The sequence below is a fragment of the Spirulina sp. 06S082 genome, from assembly GCF_034932145.1.
Taxonomy (GTDB): domain Bacteria; phylum Cyanobacteriota; class Cyanobacteriia; order Cyanobacteriales; family Spirulinaceae; genus CCY15215.
Genome location: NZ_JAYGHV010000124.1, coordinates 15743 through 34952, shown reverse-complemented (window position 1 = coordinate 34952; position 19210 = coordinate 15743). Strand labels below are relative to the sequence as shown.

Annotated in this window: 15 protein-coding genes; 3 read left to right on the top strand and 12 right to left on the bottom strand. The window is 41.9% G+C overall.

Annotated elements, in window-relative coordinates:
• Nucleotides 1-10: 10 nt before the first annotated feature.
• From arsC to VB714_RS07825, 3 genes are all read right to left on the bottom strand, one after another.
• Nucleotides 11-406, bottom strand: coding sequence for an arsenate reductase, glutathione/glutaredoxin type (gene arsC / locus VB714_RS07835; protein WP_204106058.1), 396 nt, complete (start codon nucleotides 404-406; stop codon nucleotides 11-13).
• A gap of 51 nt (nucleotides 407-457) precedes the next feature.
• A complete protein-coding gene (arsB, locus tag VB714_RS07830) occupies nucleotides 458-1612 on the bottom strand; it encodes an ACR3 family arsenite efflux transporter (protein WP_323222815.1) in 1155 nt (384 codons plus the stop codon).
• A gap of 90 nt (nucleotides 1613-1702) precedes the next feature.
• On the bottom strand, nucleotides 1703-2503 hold the full coding sequence (locus VB714_RS07825; RefSeq protein ID WP_323222813.1) for a GUN4 domain-containing protein: 801 nt from the start codon (nucleotides 2501-2503) through the stop codon (nucleotides 1703-1705).
• Between the two features lie 216 nt (nucleotides 2504-2719).
• Between VB714_RS07825 and VB714_RS07820 the strand changes: the two genes are divergently transcribed.
• Nucleotides 2720-3523: a YwqG family protein gene (locus VB714_RS07820; protein WP_323222811.1), complete on the top strand. Its 804-nt coding sequence runs from the start codon at nucleotides 2720-2722 to the stop codon at nucleotides 3521-3523.
• A 7-nt stretch (nucleotides 3524-3530) separates the two neighbouring features.
• Here the strand turns inward: VB714_RS07820 and VB714_RS07815 are convergent, their stop codons facing one another.
• The 8 genes from VB714_RS07815 to VB714_RS07780 all read right to left on the bottom strand — a co-directional run bounded on the left by VB714_RS07815 (nucleotide 3531) and on the right by VB714_RS07780 (nucleotide 16603).
• A complete protein-coding gene (locus VB714_RS07815) occupies nucleotides 3531-4568 on the bottom strand; it encodes a hypothetical protein (protein WP_323222810.1) in 1038 nt (345 codons plus the stop codon).
• A gap of 141 nt (nucleotides 4569-4709) precedes the next feature.
• Nucleotides 4710-5360, bottom strand: a complete 651-nt coding sequence (gene tsf, locus VB714_RS07810; RefSeq protein ID WP_323222878.1) for a translation elongation factor Ts — start codon at nucleotides 5358-5360, stop codon at nucleotides 4710-4712.
• 509 nt (nucleotides 5361-5869) lie between these two features.
• Nucleotides 5870-6700, bottom strand: coding sequence for a 30S ribosomal protein S2 (rpsB, locus tag VB714_RS07805; RefSeq protein WP_323222808.1), 831 nt, complete (start codon nucleotides 6698-6700; stop codon nucleotides 5870-5872).
• Nucleotides 6701-6822: 122 nt separating this feature from the next.
• Nucleotides 6823-7530, bottom strand: a complete 708-nt coding sequence (locus tag VB714_RS07800; protein ID WP_323222806.1) for a type II secretion system protein — start codon at nucleotides 7528-7530, stop codon at nucleotides 6823-6825.
• Nucleotides 7531-7551: 21 nt separating this feature from the next.
• Complete coding sequence (gene hpsC / locus VB714_RS07795; RefSeq protein ID WP_323222804.1) at nucleotides 7552-8640, bottom strand: hormogonium polysaccharide secretion pseudopilin HpsC; 1089 nt, start codon at nucleotides 8638-8640, stop codon at nucleotides 7552-7554.
• A gap of 77 nt (nucleotides 8641-8717) precedes the next feature.
• A complete protein-coding gene (gene hpsB, locus VB714_RS07790; protein ID WP_323222801.1) occupies nucleotides 8718-9434 on the bottom strand; it encodes a hormogonium polysaccharide secretion pseudopilin HpsB in 717 nt (238 codons plus the stop codon).
• A 31-nt stretch (nucleotides 9435-9465) separates the two neighbouring features.
• Entirely contained in the window at nucleotides 9466-15903 is a 6438-nt protein-coding gene (gene hpsA / locus VB714_RS07785) for a hormogonium polysaccharide biosynthesis protein HpsA (protein ID WP_323222799.1), read from the bottom strand.
• A 547-nt stretch (nucleotides 15904-16450) separates the two neighbouring features.
• On the bottom strand, nucleotides 16451-16603 hold the full coding sequence (locus VB714_RS07780) for a hypothetical protein (protein ID WP_323222797.1): 153 nt from the start codon (nucleotides 16601-16603) through the stop codon (nucleotides 16451-16453).
• A 3-nt stretch (nucleotides 16604-16606) separates the two neighbouring features.
• Between VB714_RS07780 and VB714_RS07775 the strand changes: the two genes are divergently transcribed.
• The gene (locus VB714_RS07775; protein ID WP_323222794.1) at nucleotides 16607-17245 is read left to right on the top strand and encodes a class I SAM-dependent methyltransferase; all 639 of its coding nucleotides are present in this window, start codon (nucleotides 16607-16609) and stop codon (nucleotides 17243-17245) included.
• 45 nt (nucleotides 17246-17290) lie between these two features.
• Nucleotides 17291-18253: a hormogonium polysaccharide biosynthesis glycosyltransferase HpsE gene (hpsE, locus tag VB714_RS07770; RefSeq protein ID WP_323222792.1), complete on the top strand. Its 963-nt coding sequence runs from the start codon at nucleotides 17291-17293 to the stop codon at nucleotides 18251-18253.
• Here the strand turns inward: hpsE and VB714_RS07765 are convergent.
• Complete coding sequence (locus tag VB714_RS07765) at nucleotides 18250-19176, bottom strand: glycosyltransferase family 2 protein (protein WP_323222791.1); 927 nt, start codon at nucleotides 19174-19176, stop codon at nucleotides 18250-18252. The two genes, hpsE and VB714_RS07765, sit on opposite strands and share 4 nt — an antisense overlap.
• Nucleotides 19177-19210 lie beyond the last annotated feature (34 nt).

The following is a 19210-nucleotide window of genomic DNA, read 5'->3' as shown; positions in this document are numbered from 1 at the left end:
TTTTTTGGCATTAACAAACTAGAGTCTTCACTAACTTTTCCACTCGCTTTTTAACTTCTTCTCGCACTCTAGGAAATATCTCTGGTTGTTCCGCAGGATCGTCTAATTGCCAATCCTCAAATATTTCACGAGTTAACCATTCTGGAGGTAAATTGACCCCACAACCGCACAAGGAAATCACAATATCAAAATCTTCTGCTTTAAACTCATTCAGTGCATTAGAAGTTTGCTTACTAATATCAATACCAACAGCAGACATTGCTTTAACAGCATGAGAATTCACTTCACTTGCTTCTAAACCAGAACTAAAAACTTCGAGTTTTCCTGAACCTAATTGTTTTGCAAAGCCTTCAGCCATTTGCGAACGAGAGGAATTTTTTCTGCAAACAAACATTACTTTTTTCACGATATTTCTCCAGAATGGGTTGATTTTCAGACAGATTCAATACAGGATAATTCAACGCAGAGAATTTAGACAACGAGGATCGGGTAAAGTTGCTTTTTCCGGTTCTCGCGGAAACCAAAAAGCAGTTCTCTTGCAAAATTCTACCAGCATTAACATTACCGGAACCTCAATTAATACTCCCACAACTGTTGCTAATGCCGCACCGGAATTTAAACCAAATAATGTTACACTGGTGGCGATCGCGACCTCAAAATGATTACTAGCACCAATTAAAGCAGCAGGTGCAGCATCTTCATAGGATAGTTTGAGTTTCAAACCTGCAAGATAGGTAATCAGAAAAATAAAATTAGTTTGCAAGAATAATGGAACTGCAATGAGAAAGATATGCAAAGGATGATTAACAATTAACTCTCCTTTAAAAGAAAATAACAAAACTAAAGTCAATAACAAGGCACTCACAGCGACAGGAGAAAGCGCATTTAAAAAAATACTTTCAAACCATTGCTTTCCCTTATATTTTAAAATCCAATAACGGCTATATATTCCAGCCATTAAAGGTAAACCGACATAGATTAATACTGATAAAACAATCGTTTGCCAAGGGACAATTAAATTATTGGCTGATAGTAACCATTTACCCAAAGGAGCATATAAAAACAACATGGCAAGAGAATTTACTGCTACCATAACCAAGGTATGCCCTTGATTGCTATAAGATAAATATCCCCACATCAAAACCATTGCCGTACAAGGAGCAATTCCTAATAAAATAGCACCCGCAATATAAGAACTTCCTAGACTAATTTCTACCCCGCGAATGATTTCTGTTGAATTTAAAAGAGGAGCAAATAAAAACCCTAAAAAGAATTGAGCAAAAACAACCATTGTAAAGGGTTTAATCAGCCAATTGATGACTAAAGTTAGAACAACAGGCTTGGGCGTTTTCGCTGCTTTTACTGCTTGAGAAAAATCAATTTTGACCATGATGGGATACATCATGAAAAATAAACAGATTGCAATGGGAATAGAGACATTATAAACACTCATGTCATCTAACTTTTGCGCGATCCACGGAAATAAACGACCTAAGCCAATTCCCAGCAAAATACATAAAAATACCCAAAAAGTAAGGTATTTTTCAAATAAGTTGAGGTTTCCTCCGGCCTTAACAGCTTTGGGATTAATATCCCGACTCGAATCACTCATGATTTACCTCTAGATATATCAGCGAAAATTAGATCGGAGGGTTTGGAGACCAAACCCCTACGTGAAATTTTAATGCAAAAATCAGATTATTTAATAACATTTTGTTAGCTTAGATATGAGGGCTGAAAATAATTTTCCTCCTCCTTCCCAACCGCCGACAAACCAGACTAAACCATCCCCAAAAATGGGAAGATGTCCTACGGGAGCATTGAGACTAAAATCAATTTCATCATAGCGTAACCAAGCATTTCCACGATACCAGCCAACTTTTGCCCCAAATTTATGCCAAGTTTTCGAGTGAATAAAGCGCGTTCCTCCTAAACTCATATATAAGTCTTTTTGGATGCTTAAACCAAACTTGCCATCTGTTGCTTCTAACCAGAGGCGATCGATTTTTTTAAGACTATCACAAGGAAATCGATCTAAATCGGCTTCTGCCAAAAATCCTTGTTTTTCCCGTTGCGCGATCGCGATCGCCAATCTTGCTGTTTCCCCATCAGCCTCTTTCCAATCTCTTTCAGCCAATAACGTCTCTAAAAGCGCGTAATTGACCAAAATTTCCTCTTCTACATTAGGAGAAGAGATCGTTGTTTCTACAAGAGAATTTTGAGCCGGAAAATCTTGAGAGAATTGAGCAATTTGCTGAGAAAGTTCAACTCTTTCTTTTGATGCTTGTTGTAAATCGGCTTGAATTTCTTGTAATATCAACTCGAGTTGAGAATAAGATTGTAACTGCATCCAGATTCGTCTTCCCCAAGCTAGGCGATCGCGTTCTTTTGGAGACAGTTGTTCCAGGGGAGAAGAAACTGCCGCTAAATACCAACCGCAGGTTGTACAATAGCGAATCTCTCCTTCAGTATATTCAGCTTGACAAATCGGACATTGAGACAAGATTGCTAGTCTCCTGTAGACGCATCCTCAGTTATCCTAGCAAACTTAAGAGAACCTGCGATCGATATTGAGAATTGAAAACTGGAAATTGCAAATTGAGATAAAATGCCCTTGATACCAAAATGACCCATTGTACGATCGCTAGGACTTGAATTGGCGATCGTAACCATCAATTTTTCTAAAAATGGGTTTGTCCCATCAACAACGAGTTACTTTATGAGCTATAAATTCACAGCAGAATTACCCGATCTTTTAGAACCCTTACGAGAGAAAATCGAAGCAACCCTTCAACCTTACATCGCGATCGAACCAGAATTTGTTTCCGAAACTACTTGGACGCAAAGCAAATTTGGTGGGCTTCCCTATCTTCCCAAAGCGGTTGAATATCCCAAAACTCCCGAGGGAGATTATCTTTTTTTACTCGCTCAAATTAACTTTGCAGAAGTTCCAACCTTGGAAAATTTACCCAACCAAGGAATTCTGCAATTTTATATTGCCAGTGACGATCTTTATGGGATGAATTTTGAAAATATGAATCGTCAAGCGGGGTTTCGCGTTCTCTATTTTCCTGATGTTAGCGATCGCAGCGACGATCTCGTGACAGACTTCAGTTTTTTACCAGAACCCGACGATCTTCCTATGGAAAAAGGAATTACTGCTCGACTTCAATTTACCTCAAAAATTGCACCAATCAGTGTTGGTGATTACCAATTTCCAGTAATTTTTAAACCAGAATTTGCAGAGGGTGAAGAAGAAAGTTATTGGGAATTTTTGGAAGAATATGAAGAGTTTTTTGAACCTGGAAGTCATCAATTAGGAGGTTATCCTTATTTTACGCAATCCGATCCCCGCGAAAATATCGATACAGAAGAAGCCTATCGCTTACTCCTACAAATTGACTCGACAGATGACGATAAAATTATGTGGGGAGATGTCGGAATTGGCAACTTTTTCATTAAAACTTCGGCTTTGAAAAAACTGGACTTTACTGATGTTCTTTACAACTGGGATTGCGGTTGATCCCTTTTTAAGACTCCTCATACCAAATCGATCGCCAGGCAATTTCAGCCTCTGCGATCGCTTTTTCTCGTTGTAATTTTTCATAATATTTGTAAAGTTTTTTAACTTTCTTTCCTAACTCGCGAATACGATTGCGTTCCACAGATAAAGACGGTTCGGCAAATTCAATTTCACTCAACCGCAAGCGCACGGCTGTTACCTGCATAACCATAGACTCTTTAGATGATCTTTCATTTTCCGCTTCAATTAATAAATTGAGGGTATTGGGAGAATTACCCACGGCTGAACCGGAACCATCTGCCTCAATTGCAGCCTCTAAAACTTGCGGAGGTAACTTAGAAGAAAAAATCTTCGATGCTTGTAATAACTGATTTGTTTGATTAGAAAGCTCCTGTAAAATGTTAACTAATACTTGTTCAACTCGTTTCACAAAATTAACGAGATGGATAGGATGATGGGGATCTTGAATCGGATTTACATCTTCATCATCACCTTCATTGCGATCGTCATCATCTTCATTATCAATCTCCAAAATTTCATCCTCATCATCAATCTCTAGAATTTCATCTTCATCATCTCCGAGCATATTTAGACTTTTATGCTGAAAATTTTCCTTATCTTCTTTCTTTTCTTCGTCTGACTCATCTTTCACGCTTTGAAATAATCGTTCGCGCAGCATTTTTAATTGTTCTTCTGTAATGGGCAACTTTTTGAGAATTGTTTCTCGTATATCGTTGGTCGCAGAAGGCAACTTTAAATGTTCGGCACGCTCGAGAGCAGAACTAAAATCTTCACATCCTCGATCGCCGATCGCTCTTATTTTCTTTTGTAATTCTTGCCGTTCCTGAACTGTTAGCTTTAAAAACAAATGGGGATAAGTTTGCGTACAAATTTGATAAACAACCATTGACAAGTGCTTTTTGAGGGAATTACCCAAAACATCAAGATAACGAACATAGCGATCGCTCAGTTCCTTTTTAACTTCCTCAACCTGTTCTGAGAGTATTTTCAGTTCTTGCTCAATTTTTTGTAATGATTTGGTCATGGGTAATCATTGCTATAAAATATGACAAAAAGGCAGAAAGCAGAAGAATCAATAATTCCTTGCTTTTGCCCCTTTAATTTTTAATTTGCTTTAATTGCATCCAATTTGCATCCAAGACAGTTTAAACGATCTACTAACGATCTACTTTTGACCGGCTTGTGCTGCGACTTCCTCAGCAAAATTGCTTTCTTCTTTTTCAATTCCTTCTCCGAGAACAAAACGACTGAAGCGACGCACTTGGATATTTTCGCCAATTTTGGCGATCGTTTGCTTCACTAATTCTTCAACCGTAATACTTTGATCTTTAATATACGGTTGATCTAGCAGCGTAATTTCTTTTAATCGCTTGCTAATGCGTCCTTCAACTATTGTTTCTCGAATATTTTCCGGCTTGTTCGCTAAGTCTTCTCGACCCATTTCAATCGATTTTTCCTTCTTGATGAAATCTTTGTCAACTTCATCAACACTAACGTATTCAACATTAGGACAAGCTGCAATTTGCATGGCAACATTGCGAACTAATTCTTGGAATTCTTCTCGACGAGCCACAAAATCTGTTTCGCAATTGACTTCCACCAAAACGCCAACGCGACCGCCAGTATGAATGTAACTGCCGACTAATCCCTCTGCTGTTACCCGTCCTGATTTTTTGCCAGCAGAAATCATGCCTTTTTTCCGCAGCCACTCTGCCGCTTTTTCGGGATCGCTGTCACTCTCAATGAGAGCTTTTTTACAATCCATCATCCCAGCACCCGTTGTTTCCCGGAGTTCTTTAATTAACTTGGGAGATATCTTAGATTTCGTTTCCGATTTCTCTGACTTTGCGGTTGGAGCAGATTCTTCCTTCGCAGGTGCAGGGGTTTCCACTTCCACTTTAGGCGCAGATTCTTCCTTCACAGGTGCAGGAGTTTCCGCTTCCACTTTAGGCGCAGATTCTTCCTTCACGGGTGCAGGAGTTTCCACTTCCACTTTAGGCGCAGATTCTTCCTCCACGGGTGCAGGAGTTTCCGCTTCTACTTTAGGAGTAGATTCTTCCTTCGCAGGTGCAGGAGGTTTAGATTTAGCAACAGTTGTTGTTTTCTTGGGATTTTTCTTTTTCTTGTTTTTTGACATGATTCTAATACAATCGAAATATTCTTTAACTATTGTGACAGGTCTGAGAAATTAGAGGGGAGTCAGCGATCGCCACCTTTCTCTAACAGGACTTACGCAGCCAGGGAGCGAGACGCTCCCACTTCCGTATTCTATTGTTACGGTAGTGCGGGCATCTTGCCCGCTAATGCGTAAGTTCTATCTAACTATTATTCTTCACTATCGTCGTTGCTGTTGTCTTCTGCTGCGCTTTCTTCGACAATCTCCTCTTCTTCCTCATCATCATCCTCAAAATCTTCCTCGTCCGCATCTTCGAGAACTTCCTCAAAATCCTCGTAGTCCTCGTCGCTTTCAAGTTGACCGTGGCGACCTTCATAGATAGCATCTGCCAAGCGACCGACAATCAATTTAATTGAGCGAATAGCATCATCGTTCGCTGGAATGGGAATATCAACTACATCGGGATCGCAGTTGGTATCCAACAAGGAAACAATGGGAAGCCCTAACTTTTGACATTCAAGAATCGCATTATATTCCCGACGCTGATCCACGATCAAGACGATATCGGGAGGACGACGCATAGTTTTGATACCACCGAGATACTTTTGTAATTTATTCAGTTCTCGACGCATGACGGCCCCCTCCTTTTTGGGACGTTTAGCAATATTGCCACTCTCTTCAAGGTGTTCTAATTCCTTGAGACGTTCGATGCGATTTTTGATGGTTTCCCAGTTGGTGAGCATTCCACCCAACCAGCGCTGGTTGACGTAGTAAGCACCGCAACGACTGGCTTCTTGCGCTACAATGCCTGCTGCTTGGCGTTTCGTGCCGACAAAAAGAAAGCGCTTGCCCTGTTCGGAAGCAATCCGCATATACTCGTAAGCATCTTCCATTAAGTGAGCGGTTTGCACCAAGTCAATAATGTGAACGCCATTGCGAGCGGTATAAATGTAGGTATCCATTTTAGGATTCCAACGGCGAGTTTGGTGGCCGAAGTGAACCCCGGACTCTAGCAGACTGGCTAGGGAAACAACGGGCATATTCTTTTATCTCCTGTATTCGGGTTTATCCTCCACCGGGGGAAGTTTCTCGAGGGAAACACCCGAAAGTCCCGGTGTGCGATTTTTGACAACTTTTCTAGGATAACACGAATTTCGTTTAATTAATTTGTTGGTTGTTTACATTCATTTTCGGTGCGTCCAATTCTCACAGATCCTAATAAAGTTTCGATTTCAAGACAGCGCAATGTCGAGGCGATCGGTTCGCCAGTACTTGAGTTTTTAACCCCTACACGAATCATCAAATTAGTCTGTGGGGCAACTCCATCAATTTCTCTTAATTCTCCAGTATGATCGAAGGTTATGCCACTCCATTCTGTATCGTTATCAGCTATTGCTGTAAAAGGCGTATTAGGAGCAACGCCGGCTAGTTGATTATAATTTGCAAGGTTAGTTTGTAAAACAATTTGATTGGGCTTTAAGCCAATTTCGTTTCCTAAATCTCCGGCTTCCCAATAACTATCAATATTGGAATTAGTCGGAGGATTAGGGTTGAGATTCGCCGGATGAACGGCAATTTGAGGAATATTATTTTCACTTCTAAAACTTACACTATAAGCTCGTTTTTCTTTTCGGGCATTATTTTTTGCTTTTTGTATAGCTTGTAAAATTACATCATTCGCACTATTAACCCGACGGCTATTCATAAAACCAATCCATCCTGGGGCGGCGATCGCGCCTAAAATACCAATAAGGACAACGACAACAATCAGTTCAATCATTGTAAAACCAGCATTATGCGGAGGAATTGTCTTCGGGTGAAGTCTATTTTTAAACTTGCTTGTCCCATTTTTGAAAGTTGTAAAATTCATGACTATTTCTCCTGATTTTGTTTATTGAACTAATGCGCCAATTGACTTTACTTCGGTTTTTGTGCTGGGAAAATAAGAGGAGTTATTATCGCTATATGTGGGAGGATTGTTTTCAGAACGAATTCGGGCTAAAGCATTACCTCGCAAATAAATAATTACGGCACTATCTCGATTATTAATACAAGCATAAAAACTATTAGGAAACTCTGCTGGAGCAGTTTCAGGACTCTGGGACCAAGCTGGCTGGCTATTTGCATCTTGGTCTGTTGGACAAGTTTGTTTTGCGGGTGGTACATTTGGGGCGGCTTGATTAGCAGGTGTTTGATCGACGTAATCAATTAATACCTGCATGGAGTTAGCAGTATAATTTTCACCAGTTTTTTTAGTCCAGCGATTCATTTTTCCTGCCAAGTCTGAACCACCTAAACTCAAATCAAACATCGCAAATCCCTTACTGGGATCGACAAGAAAATCACTCGTATCATCGGGATCGACAACCCCATTAGCAATTTCAAATCTGGCAATTCTGGCACTGTTTGACCAAGCTGCACTCGTAGCATCATTATTTTTAATTAAGTAATAAGCAACAAGGGCAAAGACAAAAGTATCGTCACATTTATTTGCATTATTTCCATCACAGTTCGCTACATTATCTTTAGGTATAACCTCTTTAAAAGGTTTGCGTTTCCAAAAGACTAAAATCGGCTGACAGTTAGTTTCATCAACACAACCGGAAAGCCCACCGGTTATAGGAGGAAGTTGATTTTTGATGCCCGATGAACTTGCTGTAGTGCTATTATTGGTTTCTAAGGCAGCCGCGTCGTAAATATAAACAGCTTGTTTCAAGTCTCGTGCCATAAAATCTGCTGCTGATTGCAGTTCGTCTTCTGACGTGGCTTTTGCTTGTTCTTGGCGATCGGTTTGTAGTAGGTTTACGGCTAATCCTAATAGGGGACTAATAACGAGAACGGCGATGATCATCGCTACCAAGAGTTCGATGAGGGTAAAACCTTGGCTTGATATTTTTTTCCTTGGGCTGGGGAGTTGGGTCAGCAGAAAGAATTTTAACTGTGTTAAATATTTTGGGTTTTGAGTGTTTTTCTTAAACATAATTTTCCCGAAGAAAAAGTGCAATATTACTGCCAGATTATTATTCCGAAAATTGATGGAAATGCAAAATATTCAAATTATTGGAATTGATTTTTTAAGTTTTGATAGGTGGTATCGGAACCAATAATTTCGGTGATGGTGATGAGAACTGGGGCTTTACGATCGCCTAAACCACCCGAAAATGTTTTAGCCTGTTCGTCGGTTTTCAAAGCCACTGAGTCGGCAAAACCATCGGCGCGATAGACGCGAATGCCTAAGAAATAGCCCCGTTTTGCGTTGGCAGTTGTGGAGTCATTTTGCACCCCAGAAGCCTGAATGACAAAATCTTTCAGGTTATCCTTTGTACAAACCCCATCGTTATTTCCGTCCACACAATACAAGGCGTATTGTCCCGATGTTGGTGTAGTACAGTAGCCACTTTCTTTCTCGGTATAAGGAACATCATCACCGTTATTTTTTTTTCTCGAGCTACGAACTTCGCAAGTGAGAGAACCGGCGGTGGGTGCAGCAATATCTTTTAACTTTTCGATGTATTTATTTTTTTTACGATCGCCTATGGTTTGTATGGGAGGTGGGGCGATCGTATCACTGCGAACCCCGTCGAGGTAGGCTCGGGCGGCTTGGGTTGCCCAGTCTACTCGCCTCGCTTGTATCCGCGTGGCGGCGGAGAGGGCGATAACGGGGCCGATCGCCACGATCAAGATGCCGACGACGATAACAGCCAGGAGAGATTCGATAATGGTGAAGCCGGCTTCACTGTTGGCGCGGGGAATGAGAGGAGGTTTGGTTTTCATGGTTTTTTAAGGGAATGGCGATCGGGCAAACTTAGGGATTTTCTGGGCAGCTACTCGGGCGATAATTAGTGTTGACGGGTTGTTTTCCTCCGATTTTTTGGCCGTTGGTATTGCTGAAGGTGCCACAGAGTAGGTTTTGAATCCAATCATCGTCGCGGCTAACTTCGCGATAGTATTCGTTGGGATCGTCTGTGGGAGGCAGGGTAAAGCGTTGGGAGAAGAGGTCAGGCAGTTGAGAAAGAATACCAACATCAAAACCCCAGTTCCGAGTCGGTGCCTCGTAAATGTTATTCCGCTTGACGTTCAGGCTGTAGATTTGGGGATAGCCAAAGAAGCTACCGGAATTATTGGCGATCTCGAAACCTGCATTATCGTGCAGGAGTTGCCAATAAGGGGCGGTTGCATAGGTGCTGCGTTTGAGTTGGATGAAGGAACCGAGAATGGTGATTGGTTTTTGGTCATACCAGTTTTCCAGAAGTCGCGTTAGATTACCGAAGGAACCATTCGACTCGAGAACCAGTGGATTACCGGAACGATAGCGGGAAGGACTGTCTCCTGTTGCCATAACGAAGTTAAATGTGCCATCTTCCGCATTCGCATTGGTATCTCTTGCTTTCTGCAACCAGTTAGAAGCAACAAGATGATTCCGTCGGGTGTTTACGTTGTAGTTGATGGGAGTCCGATTTGTTTCTTTAGGAATGCTCAGTTGTAGGACGGGGACGAGGAGAGGTTGGTGGGAGGTGGTGATGGCGTTGAAGATTAGTTCTTGATCTTCAATATTGAGTTCACTTCGAGCAACTGTATTGAATTCATTGTAGAGAACAACCGATGGACTTACTGTTGTGTCAATTAACCCACTGCCATTGAAGCCTAGAAAGCGACCGCCATCAATTATGGTTTGAAACGGCTTACCAGTGGACAGAGGATCTGCGTTGATCTGAGGTTCTGTGAACGGGAAAGCACTTGCAACAAAGGTGTAATCTAATCTCTGTGTTATACCCGTATCAACAAAATAAGGTATTTGGTACTCAGTTTGTTTTTGAGGAATATTTTGATCGACAAAATCGAATAGTAAGGGGGCAGTATTGAGAGCGACAAAATTTCCTGCAAGACGGTTCTCTCCGGAAAAAATCATACCGGCTTCCGAAACCCAGAAAATATTGTTGGGATTAACTCCATCTAAAATCAGTCTGACGTTTTGGAACAATAATGGATGGGGCAGATTATTTACTGGTAAAGGGGGACCTCCTTGGGGTTCAAAGATGAAGATTGTATCTTGGTCGCCCTTTAAGGTGATTTGAGCGGGGTTTAGCGGATCATTAGAGCCAAGATAGTTAAATGTTGTAAAAGGTGTTGGGTTAACTACCGTTGGGTTTGGGTTTTCAGCAATATATGTTGGGGCAGTCGGGCTACTGCTTGTCGTACTGAAATGGTAAACATAAACCGAACTGTTTATACTGCTTGGGCTGTCGGTTAGTCGAGGTAACGCAAGCGAACCTGTTGTGATTCTGTTGACACCACTGGGTATGGATGGTGTGCCTGTAATTGCAAGTGGTGGATTATTACCTGGAGGGGCAGGAAAAGGTACACTTCTCAAGTCAGATACCGTAGTGTTAATTGCTGTACCGACTCCACTTGGACAAGTTCCACTAATTGCATTGATGCTAACTAGATTAGCAGGAGGACTGGTAGCGCCATTCCCGGCACTCCCTTGAATGCAAACCGCGTAGTCAGTAGGAAAATCACTATTGTTAATAGGACTTGATGGAACAGAACCATTAAACCGATTCTTTACATTCAGAACTGCTGGAATTGTAAGATTCCTTGCACTCGTGGCAAAATCCGGTAAGAGCCAATCGTCCTGTTCGCCTTGATATCCGGCAATGTAAGCCGTGCGTTGTTGTGCAGCAGTACCACTAGGCTCGGCAAAAGGCTGTTCATAAGAGAGCCAGCGATTAGTACTCGTATAATCGTGACTACTCCAAAGTTGTCCTTCATTATCATTTGAACCTCTGAACCAGAGGGAGTTATTCGTCGTTCGCGGCACTTTTGTGCCATTGGCGGGATTTATCGATCCATCGTAAGGAAAAGTTTGAACTGTATTGCTGCTGTTCATTCCTAAAGGAATGGGTTGTAATTGATTATTGAAAGAAGTCAGCACCATATTGCCGTAATTTCGCTTGAAGGCAACACGACGGGGATAATGTTGGTCTTGAGTTTGGAATGGAGGTTCGACGGTTGTACCTGCACCTAGTCGGTTTGCTGCCATCTCATTCCACGGCGATCCAGTAGTTTTATCTAGAGCCTCCTTAATGCGTAATAATTCTTCAGCAGTAATTTCGCTTTCTATCAAGTTTAAAGTTGGATCGTCGAAGACTCCATCCCCATTAATGTCAACGGTAATGTTGGAAGCAGTAAAAGGTGATCTTAAGTGCGGGACAACAAAAACTTTCAGTTGTTCTTCTGAGAAATTGTCAGTGAGAAGACTATTGCTGATAAAATTGTAGCCAACGACCCAATCTTTCGGCGTACATTCAGAAACAGGCAATTTCCGACAGATTTCCATCACATATTCCGGTGCATCTTTCCGTCGCTGAATGGGTAGTACGCCATTATTGAAATAAGAACTACCTAAAGCGGTTTGATTGGGTTCCGCGTAGTTGAAATCGGTGTACCCCGTACTTGTCCCAAAAGCTGTTGCATTATTGCTCGATAGTCCATTGGTGACGAAAGTATTATCCCAAAATCCATTCTCTCGACGAGCCTTGTCGATGTCTTGACTGGATTTAACAAGGATATTGGTATTCGCCGGATCGGGAGTGAGGGTACTGGTGGTGATATTCCGGAAAAGGTTATCAGTTTGGTTATTTCGCAGATCGAAATCCCCATCGCTGCGGAAACCGAAGCGGAAATCATGGGTTAGTAATGTGATGGTATCTGACAAAATTGTTGCTTGTCGCCATAGATCGCCAGTCAAACATTTGTCGGGTGGAAGGCGATCGTCGTTGGTCCGACAGGCAAAATTATCATTGAATCCCGAGCCGTTTGTCCCAGCAGACCGAGTGTAGAAATTACCCCAATCGGTACTTCTTTTCTCGTCAAATTCTTCGCCACTTCCCCCGGTGTGCAGGTTAAATCCTGGCGTACCATCACCCGGATCTCCAGCCCTGATATACAAAGGGTTATTGGAAACAAAAATTAAGCCCTTTTCTTCTTCTCGGAAATCGTTATTATTGTTACGACCGAGGGAACTGCCATTAATAAGCATAATTCCATTCGGGCGGCGGGTGGGATCGAGCCAGAAGTCCGTGGCACTGACTTTCTCAAACTTGTCAAGTTCTTGGTTGTAAAGCGTTGTATATCCCGCTTGCTGTGGATCGGCAGGGCGATCGCTGGCATCGGGTAAGGCATCATCTCGCGAGGCATAGATTACACCACTATCAGGAAAGAGATATTCTGGATCGGGTCCATTCGTTGATGCTGGTGTTGTTTGTCGTCGCAAGATATCGAGATCGATCGCCGTAGCGCGAACTTCCAAAGGCTGACGCATTTCTATCGCTAGGTCATATTGAGAGATGCGATATTTGACATTATTATCAAAATTAGTTGTATCCGCAGAGCGTCCAGTAGTGGACGGCTGGCGATCGTAACTGTTATCTTGACTAGGATTGGTGCCACTGCTATCGAGGCAACTGTCACCTCGGGTAAAGCCGCAAGTATTGGCATTTCCTTCAATGGCTTTAATTTCCCGACCGTCGAGGAAAGCGACCTCTTGAATCGTGCCATGAGGGATGGTATAACCCCCTGGTAGACTCGTTGAGGGTGAGATTGCCCCAAACCCGGGGACGCTGACTCCATCACTGGCTAAAATCTGTAAGGCACAGAGTGCTGAATCAATAGCAGCGCGATCGGAGTTGGAAAGATTGCTAATTCCACCACCAGCCAGCTTGATTAAGGCTTGGGCGAGTTGCGGATTAACTAAACGTCCGTTCGGATAAACCAATTCCGCTTGATAGCGCAGAATATTATTGTTTGCCAAACCCGTGTCAATACTTTGGGGAGGACTATAAGTAATCCCATTATTCGAGTTGGGGGTACTTCCCGTTACAAGTGTTCGAGTCAAATTGGGGGGATTTTCCCAAGCCAAATCGCCGCTAATACTCGTCAGTCCGCTTCGATTTTGTGCCGTTGTACTATCTGTGGGGTCATAAAAACTACTGATACAAGCAATGGGAGGAGCGGGAGTATCTTCGCTGCCATCATCATCTTTGGTATAGTGATAAACCGCCGTCGCCCGCATTCTTAGGAAAGGACGAGGATCGCCGCTTTCATCATCAAGAAAATCTGGGTTGCTGTTACTGTTTGTATCTTCTGCATTCCTTAACCAATCTGGGTTAGTCGCTGTTGTGCTGTAGGTTGTATGATTCGCCGTGTAAGGTATCACGGGCATCGTATCCGGCCAAATCACGCGAGAAACGGTGTTATTAATGGGATTATTGAGGTCTAAGTTAGTGATTTGCCCCAGATTAATATCCAAAGGTAAATATATTCCCGCCCCCGTCACAACCCGCAGCCCTCCATAACCATCTAAAGTATTTTCAGGGAGTTTCGCCGCCGCTTTTTCCCAGAATCCATCTCGGCTGATATCCCCCAGATCGGCGAGGGCGCTAATACGAGTTTGGCGATAGCGTTGTACGTTGGTTCCCGTCCAGTTTTCGCCATTGATTAATTGTTGGCTTTCCTCTGTGGCAAAACTACCTGTAGTCGGATCGAACCATTTTTCCGGTAAATTATTGCCTACCAAAACGCGATCGCCGATTTGTAGTTCTGAAGCGCCCAGTTCATCGGGATTAGTTGCGTCTAGTTTATTCGATTTCAACGCCAAACCAGGAATTGTACTGGTTTTTCCATTATTTTGATTAACGGGATAGTGCCATTCGTCGATAGGACGGAGAAAATCAGTATTGTTAGCTGTGAGAACATTACCAACTGTTTTATTGCCTATCCCAGAATCCCCAAAAGGAACTTCAGAAAAGGGAACTCGCCGAGTTCTTTCCCTGAACCATGTTTGATATTCTTCTTCAAGCAATTCAGCTTGTGTTTTCGTGTTACCCGGTTCAGCCAAACGATTGTCAACTTCTTTTGTCACTGCTTCGGGAGGCGTTCCTACCTGGGCGATCGCCGCCTGAACCAAAAAAGCAATGCGTTCTTCGTATGCTTGAGTATTGTAGGCGACTAAACTCGCATTCTGATTGGTGGATTTTTCCGTGTTATTAATTTTTTGAGAGCCAGGATCGGCTCCCTCTGTATAAAGATCGACATTAATATCATTCTGACTAGCAGTGCTGCCGACAACACCATTGGAAACATTACCCCCGACAAAAATCTTGCCGTTTTCAGTTTCGTAGAAGCAGGATTCATCGCTGCTGACTTGATATAAACCAACAGGACCACTGCCTCGTCCTGAGTGAAAATTACTATTAGCAATGATGCGGCCATTCAGGTTCAATTGGGTAGAACCGGTAAAGATTTCTAAGTCATCTTCATAAACAACGGCATTATTACCGAGAGGAATGCGGCTGCGATCTTGCTGATATTCGATCGCGCTAAAACCTCGATTACCGGCATAAACTTCATATAAATTTGCGGCACTATAATCTCCACCACTGGGCAAAATATTACCGGTTACTTCCACAATCGGAACCGTTAAGGTATAAACATAAAACCCTTTTTTCAGTTTGCCACCGACCTTATACCAGCCATCTGACCCTGTTAAACTAGCGCTAGTCCCTAAAGCTACGGCACAAGCCTGACTCGTAGCGCTGTCATCTTGGGGAGGGGTTCTCGCTTCAATTTCAGACCTGGGGCGATCGTCCCCGCTACTGGGGGATCGAAAGTAAATACCATAAAGAGTAAAACTATCAAATTTCCCATTGTTATCGGTATCCACGGGAAAGCGCCATGCAGTCGTCATGACTTCATCTCGTGTCGGGCTGACGCTTGCATTCGCATTATCATATCTTGTTTCAATAGCATTATTACCGCTAATATCTGCCGCCAATCGCAAGCGAACTTCGTCTCCCAAATCATATTGCGAATCGTTAAAAGCGTTGAGGAGTGCCGTATCTGCCGGGGTTCCTTGGGGGAGAGTCGGATCGGCAAAAACAGCATCAATTTTCTTTTTCGCCCGTTCGATCGCCGGGAGTGCGGCATTAAGCACCACTTGGTTTACCCGCACGTTACTGGCATTTTTAGCGCGATCGAAGGAACGAAAGACAATAGTGGTTGTTAATAGTGTTACTACTAAAATCACCATCACTACCGTGGGCAGAATAAAACCAGCTTGAGAGGCATTACGAGGAGAACGCAAAAACTGCCGACTCAGCCAACGGTTTAATCTGAGAGGTAATAACAGGAGTTCTTGCAGTAGAACTTGAAAACTTTTAACGATTCGTTTGAGAATTGACATGGCGACTTGTAGACACAATTAACACTAAGGATTTGAGCAAGAGGAAGAACCAAATAAGACTGGTAATATCTAAATAATTTCAAAAAATATAGCTCACTTTTTAGGCTGAGGGATGGACTGATTCCCTTGTCAACCGTAAAGTCCGCATTTTTGAACTTGAATAAAGTTCTTTTTGCGAGGATGTTTGGGGATTTCTCCGGAAAAATACGCTAAGGGGATGTACTTAATTAGGGCTTACACATTAGCGGGAATTAGGGCTTACACATTAGCGGGCAAGATGCCCGCACTACCATAACAATAGAATACGGGAGTGGGAGCGTCTCGCTCCCTGGCTGCGTAAGTCCTATTAATATCCTAACTTTGCTCGTTTATATAGCAATGGGTGGGAGTGACTTCAACGCCATTTTAGAGATTTCCGCATAATAAAATAATTTTTTCTCTCAGAAAGCAAAAAATATTCTCTTTTGCAGCAGCCGAGGTAATATCCACGCCCACTTATCCCTAGAGTACCCATTTGCCCAAGGAAAGCGATCGCGGATATTACGGGTTATTTGTCTGGAATTTGGGGGACTTTCCCCCAATTTTGGGGGGCCAGGGGGCGAAATATTATTGAATTGCGATCGCCTTCAAGGGTCAAAGATAAGGAGGGGGGCGATCGCATTCTGTTAAGATTATCGAGGTGTTGGCGTTCTTTAATCATTTTATGAATGTACTCTCTGAGACTCTAAAATCAATCCTACGGGGGGTCGTTAAAGTTTCCTCCCTCGGACAAAAACGCGGAGCGCATATTACTCGATTCTATATGTACAAGCACCTGCAAAACGTTACCGCAGGGCTGAAGCGAGAGGGCAAAATTCTGGCGATCGGTAATTCTCGAGGATTTTGTGAAATCTTAAATTTTGAGACTGCACAAATTGTCGAAGCTAATTATCCTGAATATAATATTTTAGCTTTACCGTTTGCAGATAATGAGTTTGATTTTGTCTGTAGCGATCAAGTTTTAGAGCATATTGAAGGCAACCCACAAATTGCGATCGATGAAAGTTATCGTATTTTAAAGCCTGGAGGAATTGCTATTCATACGACTTGTTTTATCAATCCCATTCATAAAGAACCTGGAGATTTCTGGCGATTTACTCCTGATGCGTTAAATTTACTATGCCATAAGTTCTCAAAAATAATTGATGTCGATGGTTGGGGCAATAAATATATTTGGGCGATCGAGTCTATTGGTTTGAGATTTGAACCTATCCCAGAATCATCTTGGCATCCCCTCTATAAGTTAGCCATGAAAAATCGCAAGGATTGGCCGATTGTGACTTGGATTGTTGCTCAAAAATAAGGTAAATATTTAATAGATCGGGAATCGATCGATCCGAAATATATTATGGATATTACAATCGCAATTCCTACCTATAATGGTGAGAATCGTCTCCCTTTAGTTTTAGACCGTTTACGCAGCCAAATCAAAACAGAAGAAATTGCTTGGGAAGTTATCATTATTGATAATAACAGTCGTGATGAAACTGGTAAAATTGTGCAACAGTATCAAAAAGACTGGGGAAATTTAGTTTCCTTAGAATATTTTTTTGAGGCTCAACAAGGATTAGCTTTTGCGCGAGAACGGGCAATTCAAGAAGCAAAAGGAGATTTAATTGGATTTCTAGATGATGATAATATTCCTGCTTTAGATTGGGTATATCATGCAGTCCAATTTGCGAGAGAACATCCTCAAGCTGGTGCCTATGGTGGACAAATTCATGCAGATTTTGAGATCGATCCTCCTCTAAATATTGACAAGATTATCGGTTTTTTTGCGATTAGAGAAAGAGGTGAAATACCTAATCAATATCGACCTGAAGTGATAAGTTTACCTCCTGGTGCAGGCTTGGTTGTACGTCGCAAAGTTTGGCAAGATTGTTTCTCTCAATCTTCAAGTTTTGTTGGTCGAGTTGGTAATTCAATGTTAAGCGGAGAAGATGCAGAAGTGCTTTTGTATATGTACAAACAAGGCTGGGAAATATGGTATAATCCTAATATGCACTTAGATCATAAAATTCCCGCTAAACGTTTAGAAAAAGAGTATTTACTTGCTCTCATTCATGGGTCTTGTTTACCTCTATTTCCTTTAAAAATGATTGTGGCTAAAAATTGGGAGAAACCTGCGATCGCCTTTAAAACGGTCTTCGGAAATCTTTATAATGCACTAAAGTATAAAATTAAATACCGGGAACAATTACAACAAGATAATATTATTTCTCAATGTGAATTGCAAATTTATGTCAGTCGCATTGCGAGTTTTTTCTATTATCTTAACCAAAAGCTCAAACCCGTTAAAAAACTATTTTAATTATTTTTGGATAAATTCTCATTACCCAAAACTGTGAGAAATATGCCCTTAATGAAAAGAATAAAAAACAATTTAATTCCTGAAAATGTCAAGGACTCATAACGGAAATATTGCCAACTAAAATAAAGCGACAATCTACCATTTTTTCGATTCGCTGAAATTGAAAAAACTTTGCAGGCTAAGTATTTATAAAGAAGAGATAAACTTTTCTTTTTCAGAGGTTGAAGTAATTCTGGATTGCGCTTTAAAGCCCATTCTATAACTAACAAACTTTGGGAGTGATGACGTTGTAAGTTAGTCGAAAAAGAAGTATCGGAAATACGATAAAAAATCTGCGATCGCGACACGGGGACAAAGTGATAGCGATCGGCTAATCGTAAATAAAAATCCCAATCTTGTGCAGAAGTTAAAGAAGTTTCAAAATCACCGATGCGATCGATCGCTTCTCGACGGACCAAAAGATTAGAGCCATTTTCAAGGAAATTACACAGGAATAAGTCAGGTAAAACATTTCCTTGGGGACTCAAATGTAAACCCGATCGCACCCAGTTTCCGCGATCGTCAATATAATCCGTCCAACTATAAGCAACTGCTGCTTCGGGATTGTTTTCTAATGCTTGTAGTTGTGCTTCTAACTTATCAGAAGACCAAAGATCGTCAGCATCTAAAAAAGAAATATATGCACCGATCGCAATCTTTATTCCTCGGTTGCGACTCTCGGAAAGACCCGCATTAACATCAGAAATAATGCGAATGCGGGGATCGGAGATAGCTGTAACAATTTCTAAAGTGCGATCGCTAGACCCATCATTACTGATAATGAGTTCCCAGTCTTGAAAAGTTTGAGCGAAAACCGAGTCAATTGTTTCTCGAATTGTCTTTTCCCCATTGTAGACAGGGATAATAATCGAAATTTTGGGCATGGTTAGACAAAAAATAGGCTATGCTGGAAAAACA

Coding starts and splice junctions, on each gene's coding strand:
- arsB (WP_323222815.1), bottom strand. CDS start 1,612: ATGAGTGATTCGAGTCGGGATATTAATCCCAAAGCTGTTAAGGCCGGA.
- VB714_RS07820 (WP_323222811.1), top strand. CDS start 2,720: ATGAGCTATAAATTCACAGCAGAATTACCCGATCTTTTAGAACCCTTA.
- VB714_RS07815 (WP_323222810.1), bottom strand. CDS start 4,568: ATGACCAAATCATTACAAAAAATTGAGCAAGAACTGAAAATACTCTCA.
- rpsB (WP_323222808.1), bottom strand. CDS start 6,700: ATGCCCGTTGTTTCCCTAGCCAGTCTGCTAGAGTCCGGGGTTCACTTC.
- VB714_RS07800 (WP_323222806.1), bottom strand. CDS start 7,530: ATGAATTTTACAACTTTCAAAAATGGGACAAGCAAGTTTAAAAATAGA.
- hpsC (WP_323222804.1), bottom strand. CDS start 8,640: ATGTTTAAGAAAAACACTCAAAACCCAAAATATTTAACACAGTTAAAA.
- hpsB (WP_323222801.1), bottom strand. CDS start 9,434: ATGAAAACCAAACCTCCTCTCATTCCCCGCGCCAACAGTGAAGCCGGC.
- hpsA (WP_323222799.1), bottom strand. CDS start 15,903: ATGTCAATTCTCAAACGAATCGTTAAAAGTTTTCAAGTTCTACTGCAA.
- VB714_RS07780 (WP_323222797.1), bottom strand. CDS start 16,603: ATGATTAAAGAACGCCAACACCTCGATAATCTTAACAGAATGCGATCG.
- VB714_RS07775 (WP_323222794.1), top strand. CDS start 16,607: ATGAATGTACTCTCTGAGACTCTAAAATCAATCCTACGGGGGGTCGTT.
- hpsE (WP_323222792.1), top strand. CDS start 17,291: ATGGATATTACAATCGCAATTCCTACCTATAATGGTGAGAATCGTCTC.
- VB714_RS07765 (WP_323222791.1), bottom strand. CDS start 19,176: ATGCCCAAAATTTCGATTATTATCCCTGTCTACAATGGGGAAAAGACA.